Source organism: Aquabacter spiritensis, assembly GCF_004346185.1.
GTDB lineage: Bacteria > Pseudomonadota > Alphaproteobacteria > Rhizobiales > Xanthobacteraceae > Aquabacter > Aquabacter spiritensis.
In genome coordinates, this window is sequence record NZ_SMAI01000008.1 from 1 (window position 1) to 10,692 (window position 10,692).

General features: G+C 64.9%; 10 protein-coding genes and 1 rRNA gene. 3 read left to right on the top strand and 8 right to left on the bottom strand.

Annotated features, from left to right (window positions below):
- The first annotated feature begins 148 nt into the window (after positions 1-148).
- Positions 149-263: ribosomal RNA gene (rrf, locus tag EDC64_RS13190) — 5S ribosomal RNA — on the top strand.
- 194 nt (positions 264-457) lie between these two features.
- Here rrf and EDC64_RS13195 read toward each other — a convergent pair.
- From EDC64_RS13195 to EDC64_RS13225, 8 genes are all read right to left on the bottom strand, one after another.
- A complete protein-coding gene (locus EDC64_RS13195) occupies positions 458-1,684 on the bottom strand; it encodes an alpha/beta hydrolase family protein (RefSeq protein ID WP_132032066.1) in 1,227 nt (408 codons plus the stop codon).
- An 87-nt stretch (positions 1,685-1,771) separates the two neighbouring features.
- Positions 1,772-2,614 (bottom strand): ABC transporter permease, encoded by an 843-nt coding sequence (locus EDC64_RS13200; protein ID WP_132032068.1) that lies wholly within the window; start codon positions 2,612-2,614, stop codon positions 1,772-1,774.
- 2 nt (positions 2,615-2,616) lie between these two features.
- A complete protein-coding gene (locus tag EDC64_RS13205) occupies positions 2,617-3,405 on the bottom strand; it encodes an ABC transporter ATP-binding protein (RefSeq protein ID WP_132032070.1) in 789 nt (262 codons plus the stop codon).
- A gap of 10 nt (positions 3,406-3,415) precedes the next feature.
- Positions 3,416-4,408, bottom strand: a complete 993-nt coding sequence (locus EDC64_RS23555) for an ABC transporter substrate-binding protein (RefSeq protein ID WP_165933756.1) — start codon at positions 4,406-4,408, stop codon at positions 3,416-3,418.
- A gap of 68 nt (positions 4,409-4,476) precedes the next feature.
- Complete coding sequence (locus tag EDC64_RS23560) at positions 4,477-5,721, bottom strand: BtrH N-terminal domain-containing protein (RefSeq protein ID WP_165933757.1); 1,245 nt, start codon at positions 5,719-5,721, stop codon at positions 4,477-4,479.
- A 38-nt stretch (positions 5,722-5,759) separates the two neighbouring features.
- Positions 5,760-6,986, bottom strand: a complete 1,227-nt coding sequence (locus EDC64_RS13215; protein ID WP_132032072.1) for an alpha/beta hydrolase family protein — start codon at positions 6,984-6,986, stop codon at positions 5,760-5,762.
- Positions 6,987-7,227: 241 nt separating this feature from the next.
- A complete protein-coding gene (locus tag EDC64_RS13220; RefSeq protein ID WP_245504688.1) occupies positions 7,228-7,851 on the bottom strand; it encodes a cupin domain-containing protein in 624 nt (207 codons plus the stop codon).
- Between the two features lie 92 nt (positions 7,852-7,943).
- Positions 7,944-8,603, bottom strand: coding sequence for a FadR/GntR family transcriptional regulator (locus EDC64_RS13225; protein ID WP_132032074.1), 660 nt, complete (start codon positions 8,601-8,603; stop codon positions 7,944-7,946).
- 147 nt (positions 8,604-8,750) lie between these two features.
- On the opposite strand from EDC64_RS13225, the gene EDC64_RS13230 reads away from it, so the two are divergent.
- On the top strand, positions 8,751-9,608 hold the full coding sequence (locus tag EDC64_RS13230) for a fumarylacetoacetate hydrolase family protein (RefSeq protein ID WP_132032076.1): 858 nt from the start codon (positions 8,751-8,753) through the stop codon (positions 9,606-9,608).
- A gap of 110 nt (positions 9,609-9,718) precedes the next feature.
- Positions 9,719-10,690, top strand: a complete 972-nt coding sequence (locus tag EDC64_RS13235) for a Bug family tripartite tricarboxylate transporter substrate binding protein (protein WP_132032078.1) — start codon at positions 9,719-9,721, stop codon at positions 10,688-10,690.
- Positions 10,691-10,692 lie beyond the last annotated feature (2 nt).

The following is a 10,692-nucleotide window of genomic DNA, read 5'->3' on the forward strand; positions in this document are numbered from 1 at the left end:
TACTAATCGCTCGATTGGCTTGATCGTTCTCATCCTCGATGTCCATGGCACAGCCAGGACACGACAATCCGGGCAAAACTCCCGATCCGGGCAAGGCCCCGATCCGGAAAGCCCAAAGACCAGCTTCATTCCTCATGTCCTTCGCCGGCCTGGTGGCTATTGCGAGGAGCCTGAACCCGATCCCATCCCGAACTCGGCCGTTAAACTTCTCTGCGCCAATGGTACTTCGTCTCAAGACGCGGGAGAGTAGGTCGCTGCCAGGCCTGCAAAGGACATGACGGAATAAAACGCAAAACAATGCCCATAAACACGAGCCAACGACAAAGCCCCGGTGCGCAAAACACGCCCGGGGCTTTCTCGCGTCTGAAATTCCAAACATCCCCAAACCGCCGAAACCGCCGCCCGCTCCAGGCCGTCGCGCCGATGATCGACGCCGACGGCCTCACCCTGCCGCGGCTCAGGCGATCGGGTGCTTGGCCAATTGCGTCTGGTCGAGCCCGAACCGGTCCGCGAGCCAGTCGATCATCAATTCCTGGCCCAAGGTCGGATTGTCGTGCTGGCAATGCTCGGCGCCGGTCATGTCGGCCTCCACCAGCATCAGGGTGACGTCGACGCCGGCCGCCTTGGCATAGTCATAGCCCTGGCGCGCCGCCTCGACGCCGAGCACGTCGTGCCCGCCATGCAGGATCAGATACGGGCATTTCATATTCTCGAACACGCCGCGCATGTCGAAATCCTTGGTCTTCTCCGCGACGCCCTTCATGGACGACGTGCCGAACACCCACTTCATATGGCCGGCAAGGCCGTGATCCTCGGCCCGGTCCTTGTAGCGCTCGTAGAGGCTGAGCACGCCGCCATGCGAAATAGCGGCGGCGAGGCGCGGCTCCATCGCCCCGGCCCGTGCGGCATAATAGCCGCCCAGCGAGGAGCCGGAGACGGCGATGCGGCTCATATCGACATCGTCGCGGGTGGCGAGCCAGTCGATGCATTTTCCGACCGGCACCTCATAATCGTAGCGGTTGGGAATGCCGTGCCGGCGCAGCGTCGCCCCCTGCCCCGGCCCGTCCATCAGCAGCACGGAGATGCCGCGCTGAAGCGCGCCGCGTCCGGTCATGAACCAGAGCTCGTCCTTGTAGGAATCGAGGCCGCCGAAGGAGATCAGCACCGGCTGTTTGCCGGTGTCGTAGGGCGCGCGGAGAAAATAGCCGTACATCGGCTTGCCCTCCTCCTCGTAGGGCACCTCGACGAACGCCCCCTTCGGCACGGTATATTCGAGGAAGCGCCGCGTGGAGAGCTCCGCCTGCTCGAAGGTCGGCATGCGGCGCGGATCGTCGGGGTCGAGCCAGAATTCGGCGGAGCGATACATGTCCGCGGCGCGCAGATAGCAGTTCATGGCGGTCTGGATGTGGCCCTTGGCCTCCTCCGCTTCGCCGCGCCGGAAATTGTTGTCGGCGACGACCATCCATTCGCGGTGCCAGCTGTCATAGTCGCCGGGGATCATCCGGCTCGCGGCGAGGAAGCATTCCGAGACCGTGCCCCCGCCCTCCTGCGTCTCGCCCAAAGCGCGGCGATACTGGTAGGACGGCCAGGGAAAGTCCGGCCAATGGTGCCAGCCATACGGCTCGTAATGCGGCGCCGAATCGGTTGCGACGGCATCGATCAGCTTGGCTTCGGAATCGGCCATGGGAGGTCTCCAGGGAAATGCGGGGCGCGCGGAAGCCAGCGTCGCGCGACACCGGGCTTCCGCGGGATGGGATAAGCGGCGCGGGCGTCAGACGGTCTTCATGCCCCAGCGCTCGACGGTCTTTCGCTCCACCCAGTCGAAGAACCAATTCTCCGAGACCCATCCGATCATGGCGATGGTGATCATGCCGCAGATCATGATGTCCGGCCGGAGCTGCCAGCGGGCGTCGTCGATGAGGAAGCCGAGGCCGGTGATCGAGGAGATCATCTCCGCCCCCACGATCACGCGCCAGCCGACCCCGTAGGTGAGCCGCATGCCGGTGATGATGTAGGGCAGCGAGCCGGGGATCAGGATGCGCCGCGTATAGAGGCTGCGGGACGCCAGATAGACCCTCGCGACTTCGGTATATTGGCCCGACAGCGTCTGCACGCCGGTCATGGTGTTGAACATGATCGACCAGATGCCGGAGAAGAAGATCACGAAGACGGTCGAGGTGAAGCCGATGCCGAACCACAGGATCGCCAGCGGGATCCAGGCGATGCCGGGGATCGGATAGAGCATCCGGCAGAGCGGCAGGAAGGCGGCGCGCACGGTGGGCGACGCGCCCATCACGAGGCCCGCCGGGATGCCGACCAGAGCCGCCAGCGCGACCCCGGAAATCTGCCGCCCGACGCTCGCCGCGGTGTTCGTCAGCAGCACGCCGTTGAGGGAGAGTTCGTAGAAGGCGAGCACCACCTGCCAGGGCGAGGGGAAGGCCCATTTCGGCATCAAAGCCAGCGAATAGACCACCTGCCAGAGCAAGAGAAAGGCCGCGATGGTGCCGAGGCCGAGCAGGCGCTCGCGGCTCGGCAGCCGGAGGCGGAACGCCCGCCGGGCCGGACCGGCCTGGGCGGTCACCGCGGCCGATTTGGAGGATGCCATCATGGCCATTCTCACGCCTCCGCCATCATGTCGGCCTGTTCCAGCTCGGCCGCCCGGTTGATTTCCTCGCCGAGCACCGCGCGCACCTCGCGCTGCAGCCGGCCCATGGTCTCGCTCGTCATGTCGCGCGGCCGCGGCTCGTCGATGGTGACGATCTGCTTGATGCGGCCGGGCCGCGCGGTCATCACGACGATCCGGTCGGAGAGGTAGAGCGCCTCCTCGATGGAGTGCGTCACGAAGATCACGGTCTTCTTGTAGTCGCGCCAGATCCGCAGCAACTCGTCCTGGAGCGTCTCGCGGGTCTGGGCGTCGAGCGCGCCGAACGGCTCGTCCATCAGCAGCAGCGAGGGATTGACCGCCAGCGCGCGGGCGATCGACACGCGCTGCTTCATGCCGCCGGAGAGGTGATGGGGAAAGCGGGTCGCGAAGTCGGCGAGGCCGACGGTCTTCAGCAGCCGGTCGGCGATCTCGCGCCGTTCCTTCGCCGGACGGCCCCGCGCCTGGAGGCCGAACTCGACATTCTCCCGGACGCTCATCCAGGGGAACAAGGCGTAATCCTGGAACACCACGGCCCGCTCGGGTCCGGGACCGCTCACCACCGCGCCGTCGATGGTGAGGCGGCCGGAGGTCGCCGGGATCAACCCGGCGACGATCTTGAGCAGGGTGGATTTCCCGCATCCCGAGGGACCGAGGAGGCAGACGAAGTCGCCGTCCTCGATCTTGAGGTTGATGTCCACGAGCGCCGACACCTCGGCGCCCTGGTTGCCGTATTTCTTGTTGAGGCTCTCGATGATCACCATGCCGCGCGCCTCACTTCTTCAGCTTCTCGTAGCCGGGATAGCCGGGATAGCTCTCGGCCATGGAGAGATCGACGGCATCCTCGTATTTGATCGGCTTCTGAAGGAGTTTGTCCTCGGCCATCCAGCCGAGCAGCGCCTGGATCCAGACCTTGGGGGGCGCATCATAGGTCCACCCGCAATTGTCATAGGCCTGTTCCAGCAGCTTGCTGTCCATTTTCGGCACGTAATGCTTCAGCACTTCCATGCCGAGCTTCTTGTCGGTCTTCATGATGTGGACGGCGTCGAGATGCGCCCACACGATGCGCTTGGCGAGTTCGGGGTGCTCCTTGGCGAACTTCTTGGTCATGACGAGGCCGTTCCGGAGCATGTCGGAATCGAGCTTCTTCTTGTCCACGAGGTCGTCGGCGGCCAGAAGGAGCTTGGCGCCCTTGTCGATGGCGTTCGTGCCGTAGGGCTCGAACGGGAAGGCCGCGGCGATGTCGCCGGTCAAGAGCGCGGATGCCACTTCCGGCACCGGCACCAGGGCGAGCTGGACGTCCTTCTCCGAGAGGCCGAAGCGCGGCAGAATCTCATGGATGAGGGTGAGATACTGGACGTCGAACTTGGTGACGATGCCGATGCGCTTGCCCTTCAGGTCCGCCCAGGACTTCACGTTCGGCGAGGAAACCATCAGCGCGCAATTGGCCGAGGATGCGGCGACGATGACGTTCTCGATGCCGGCCGACAGATAGCGCAGCGCACTGGCATATTGGTTGTAGCCGACATCATAGTCGCCGATCGCCATCAGCTGGTTGGACCGCTGATAATTGCCGCCGATGAACTCGACCTTGACCCCGTATTTGTCCCAGAGCTTCAGGTATTCGGCGATGAAGGGCTGGATATGATCGTAGCCCGGCGTGCCGGCCACCAGTTTGACGGTATAGGTATCGACAGCTTGGGCCGCGGCCGATCCGACCGCCGCAATCCCCATGAAAAGACCGAGTAACGCGCCCCTGATCGTCATTTGTTGTTCCTCTGGAAGGATGGTTGACAATTGGGACGGGGGGAGATCCCCCCGCTGGGGTGGACCGGCTATTCCGCGGCGATCCCCTGCTGCTTGGGCGCCGCTTCGGTGATGTGCTTCACCTCGGCCCAGGCGCGGACCATGCTGTTGAGGGCCGAAAGTTCCATGTCGGCGATCTGCGACAGGATCTCGCCCGCCTTTTTGAGGTCTGCCTCGTACCGCAGCACCCGGAACGTGTCGGAGGACTTCTGCATCATGTCCGCCGCCGCGGCGGCATCGGCCGTCTTGAGGCCGCGTATCCCCAGTTCGCGGGTCACGCGGCGCAGATAGCCCGCCGCCCCCGCCCGGCCGAGCACGCCGTGGTTCGGGATCTGGCCGCGCAGGAACAGCGGCCGCAACTCGCCGCTCGGCGCGAGCACGTCGCCGACCTCGCCCTTGCGGATCTTCTCGGCGAAGGCCGCCATGCCCGGCGCCCCCGTCTCGAAGCGCGGGATCTGCCATTGATTGCCGAACAGCGCGTAGGGCTTGGGATAATCGCCGCAGAGGATCTTCATGTTGCGGCGGAAAGAGTGCCGGATCGACCCGGCAATGTCCCATTCGGGGTCCCTGCCCGGCTCCACCCACACCATGAGGAAGGGGCCGTAGCCGTCGTGCAGGCTCCACTCGCCGCCGAACGGGTGGTGATGTTCCCATGGCTCATAGCCGGAGGGGCCGCGCTGCTTCGCCTGGGTCCAGGCCTCGCGGAACACGCCGATGGGCGCGTCGTAGCGGGAATTCGGCATGATGTCGTTGGGCTCGAAGATGGTGACGGTGCCCGCCGCGAGATCATAGCCGGCGACCACCACATGGTGGCCGAAGCCGCTCTTGCCCATCGTCTCGTGCTGGAATTTCAGGCGGGGCGAGGTCTTCGCGCCGATCGGCAGCATCAGCGAATAATGCAGCCCCACCTGAACCGGAATGCCCCGGTCGACGAGGCCGCAGAGCTTGGCAAAGGCTTCGTCGAAGCCGTTCTCGTGATCCTCTTCCCAATGGCCTTTGAAGCCCAAGGACTGCGTCGTGTATTCCCAGATTTCGTGGAACGGCCCGGCCCCGCCATTGAAGGCGGGGGCACCCCAGACATGGGTCCAGCGGAAGGAGAAGCCGTCGCCCGACGTGCCGTCGGCGAACAGCACGTCCTGCTCGCCGAAGAGACGGTACATGCCGAGCAGGCCGGTGAAGTAGCACCGCCCCGAATTTCCGCCTTCCGGATAGCCCTTCGGGCCCATCCAGGTCATCGAATGATAGGCGTCATCGTAACCATCGACATAGGACATTGGCGTTCTCCGTAACGAGGTGCTCGGGTCCGTCCGCATCAAATCAAGGGATTGATGATGGTCTTGCGCAGCGCGCGCTCGTCGATGCCGAACACGTCCACCAGCCAGTCGGCCATCAGCTCCTGGCCGATCGTGGGATTGTCGTGCTGGCAATGGTCGGCGCCGGTCTCCTCCTCGGTGACGAAGCGCAGCGTGACGTCGACGCCCTTGGCGCCGGCATAGTCCGCGACCTTCTGGGCCGCGGCGACGCCGAGCACGTCATGCCCGCCATGGACGATGAGGTAGGGGCATTTCATCTTGTCGAGATGGCCTTCCAGGACGAAGGGCTGCGCCTTTTCCATGGCCTCCTTCATCGAGCCCGCGCCGAACACGGTCTTGATATGGTCGGCGAGGCCGTGGTCTTCCTTCGCGCCCTCCCACAATTCCGGGATCGACCAGATCGCGCCGTGGGAGATGGCGGCGGCGAGGCGGTGCTCGTAGCAGGCGGCGCGCGCGGCGTAGAAGCCGCCGAGGGAGGAGCCGCAGACCGCGATCTTCGACGGGTCGATGTCGTCGCGCGTCAGCAGATAGTCGACGCATTTGCCGATCGGGACTTCGTAATCGGGCCGGGTCGGGATGCCGTGGCGGCGCAGCGTTCCGCCTTGGCCGGGGCCGTCGATCATCAGGACCGAAATGCCGCGCTGGAGGGCGCCATGGGCCTGCATGAACCACATCTCGTCCTTGATGGAATCGAGCCCGCCCATGCAGATGAGGACCGGCTGCTTGCCGCTGTCGAACGGCGCGCGGACGAAATAGGCGAACAGCGTCTTGCCGTCCTCATAGGGGATCTGGAGCACCTCCCCGGCCGGGCTCAGATTCTGGATGAATTTGCGCGAGCATTCCTCCATATCGGTGAAGGCCTCGAGCCGGCGGGGGTCGGCATATTCCAGCCAGAACTCGGTGTGCCGGTAATAATTGGCGGCGCGCAGCCAGCAATTCATCGCGGTGCGCAGGTGCCCCTTGGCGAATTCCGCATCGCCGCGCTCCTGATTGAAGTCGGCGATCCGCTTCCATTCCGCGTGCCAGCTCTCTTTGTCGCCGGGGATCATGCGGCTGGCGGCCAGGAAGCATTCGGACACGGTGCCGCCGCCTTCCTGAGTCTCGCCCAAAGCGCGGCGGAACTGGTAGCTCATCCAGGGATATTTGGGCCAATGGTGCCAGCCATAGGGCTGGTACACGCCGTGCGCCACATCCATTTCCTGGTCGATGAGCAGTTCTTCCGCCATGCCTGTCTCCGTTGACCGAATGCCCGCCGCAGGGCTGTCCGAAGAGAAGCGTGACTCCAAGCGACCACTGTTTCAAGTGACTTGATAATAAGGAAAGTGCAGAGAAACCCAATAATTGGGCAGGCCGGCGCGGGCACGGGCAGGGATCGGGCAGCCGATCGTGCAGCCGTGCGCAGCCCCTCGTCACCGGCCAGTGCCCGGAGAATGAGCGCGCAAAAATTTTCAGCAGAGCGAGTGGAGATTAAAAAGTCGGCGGCGTGTTTACGAAGATGATCCGCGCCTCTTCGTCCCCCACATTGCGATAGCCGTGCGGGATTTCGGAGCGATAGATGAAGGAATCCCCGGCATTGATGCGGAACACCCTGTCGCCAAGCAGCAACTCTATCGCGCCCGAAAGAAGATAGCCGACCTCTTCCCCGTCATGGGTCACGACGCCCTCGCTGCCGCCGCCTGGGGCGATGATGTGCATCGTGCTCTGCAGCAGATGGCCCTTGGTGTAGGGGATCAGGCGCTCCATGCGCATGCCCTTGCCCTGGACGGGGTCGAGATTGACCACGACGCGCGCATCCTCCCGCACCACCACGGTCTGCTCGGAATCCGGCGTCTCGAACAATTGGCCGATCGTCAGGTTCAGCGCGTCGCAGATCCGCGAGAGCATGTTGAGCGACGGCCGGATCTTGTTGTTCTCGAGCTTGGACAGCAGGCTTTCCGAGCAGCTCGCCGCCTCCGCCACATCCTTCAGCCGTGCCCCGATGGTGAGGCGGGCATGCCGCAGACGGGTCCCCACCTGCATCGCCGCATCGAAAGCGCCGCTCGCGACGCCCCGGCCGTCCTGCTCCATCGAACTGTCCGCACGGTCACTCATGGCGGCTAGCTAGCACATTTTTACCCGCGCTTGTCACGGGACATCGGCGCCGGCCCGCTCGGCCCGAAGAGGCCGGTCTTGGCCGGCCTTCGCTATCCTTCGAGGAGATTGCTGCGCACCGTCTTCAAATGCTCCTCGATCGCGCGCTCGGCCGCCACGGCATCGCGCGCGCGCAAGGCCGCGACGATCCGGCGGTGGTCGCCCTGGTAGGTCGCCCGCCGCGCGGCATTGATGCTGCGCCGCTTGAGGTCGCCCCATTCCGTCCGGTCGCGCGCCTCCGTCACCTCCCGGTACAGGTCGACGATGAGCCGGTTGTGCGTCGCCTCCGCCATGACCTGATGGAGCGCGGCGTCGTACCGTTCGAAGGTCTCGAAGTCTGCGGCCGCCTCCGCCTTCCGGTTGCAGGCATCCATGGCCTCGAAGTCGGACGCCGTCGCATGGGTGACGATGAGCAGCGCGAGGCGCGGTTCCACCACCAGGCGCGCGGCCATGATTTCGGCTGGGCTCACCTCGCTCGGCCGCCCGGACGGTGCCGGCGCAGCGGTCTCGGCGACATAGGTGCCGCTGCCGACGCGGCGCGTCACCACCCCCCGCGCCTCCAAGACGGAAAGCGCGTCGCGCACCGCGCTGCGCGGAACGCCGATCCGTTCGGACAGATCCCGCTCCGTGGGCAGCTTCGCCCCCGCCGCATAGCCTCCGGCCGCGAGCGCCTGCTCCAGGAAGGCGTGAACACGCGCAGTGTGGTTCGACATGCCTGTCTCCAATCGGCAAATTGGTACACCAATTTTGGCCGTGAACAAGGCCTTTTCGACCATTCTCTGGTGGACACCCCGCCATTCCGGCATATAGTGCTGAACCAATATCAAGAAGTACGAAATTGGTGAACCAATAGGACGATTATGAAACTCGCCACCTACGACCTCGGCGGCACCGTTCGCGTCGGCCTCGTCTCGGACGACGAAACGAGCATTCAGCCCATCGCGGCCGCCGACATGCTGGACGCGATCGTCCGCTGGGACGAAATCGCCGGCGCCCTCGCGGGCGAAGACAGCGTGCCGCTGTCGCGCGTCAGGCTGCTGGCCCCGATCCCGCACCCGCGCCGCAACATCATCTGCGTGGGCAAGAATTACCGCGACCACGCCAAGGAATTCGCGCTCAGCGGGTTCGAGGCCGGCGCCGTCGCGGGCGCGGAGATCGACACCCATCCCGCCGTCTTCACCAAGCCCGCGAGCACGGTGATCGGCCCCGATGCGGAGGTCGACACCCATCCCGGCGTCACCGATTCCATCGATTACGAGGTGGAGCTCGCGCTCGTCATCGGCCGCGGCGGGAAAGGCATCAAGGCGGCCGACGCCTTTTCGCACATCTTCGGCTACACCATCGTCAACGACGTCACCGCCCGCGATCTGCAGAAGAGCCACAAGCAGTGGTTCATCGGAAAATCGCTCGATACCTTCTGCCCCATGGGTCCCTGGATCACCACGGCGGACGCGCTGGACGCGGAAAATCTCGACGTGAAGACCTGGGTGAACGGCGAATTGCGGCAGAACGCGAACACCCGCGACCTCATCTTCACCATCCCCTCGCTCATCGAGACGATCTCGGCCGGCATGACGCTGGAGCCTGGCGACATCATCGCCACCGGCACCCCCTCCGGGGTCGGAATCGGCTTCAAGCCGCCGAAATTCCTGAAGTCGGGCGATGTCGTGAAGCTGTCCATCAGCGGCATCGGCGAATTGACCAACCGCTTCGCGTAACGCGGACCGGCGCCGGAAAGCCGGCACGCAGGCACAAGAATTGGAGACGGCACGCCGGGCAGGTCAGCCCGGCGCCTCCGGACCTCGGAAAACATAAAGGGAGGAGACCCATGTTCCGCCGCGCCACGCTCAGCCTTGCGCTTCTCGCAAGCGCCTTCGTCGCCCCTGCCGCCTTCGCGCAGCAGGATTATCCCAACCGGTCGATCCGCATCGTGGTGCCCTTCGGTCCCGGCGGCCCGGCGGACACCTATGCCCGCTTCATCGGCGCGCGCCTTCAGGACGTGTTCAAGCAGTCGGTGATCATCGAGAACAAGACCGGCGCGGGTGGCGTCATCGGCACGCTGGAGGCGGCGAAGGCGCCCGCCGACGGCTACACCCTCCTGATGATGTCCAACACCCAGACCGTCAACGAATCCCTGCTGCGCAAGAAGCCCTATGAGTTGATGAAGGATTTCGTCCCGGTCTCGCCGGTGAATTATTCCGATCTCGTCATCGCCGTGAACCCGTCCGTGAAGGCGAAGACGCTCGAAGCCTTCATCGCCCTCGCCAAGGCCGAGCCGGGCAAGCTGAATTACGCCTCCTCCGGCCAGGGCACGCCCTACCATCTCGCGACCGAGCTGTTCCGGGCGATGACCGGCGTCGACATCGTGCATGTCGCCTACAAGAACAGCGGCGATGCGCGCACCGGCCTCATCAGCGGCCAGGTGGACATGATGATGGACGCCGTCACCACCATGGCGCCGCAGGTGCGGGCCGGAAAGGCGGTCGCGCTCGCGACCACCGGCAAGACCCGCAGCAGCGTGCTGCCGGACGTTCCCACGGCGGAGCAGGCGGGCGTGAAGGGCTTCGAGGCCTCCATCTGGCTCGGCATCATGGCGCCGGCCGGCACGCCCCAGCCGATCGTGGACCGGCTGAACAAGGAGATCGTCGCGTATATGAGCGAGCCCGCGGTCAAGGCGGAATGGGCCAAGCAGGGCGCCTATCCTCTGATCATGACGCCCGCGCAGTTCGGAGATTATCTGAAGACCGACATTGAGAAGTGGCGCAGCGTCGTCACGCGCTTCAACATCACGGCGGATTGAGG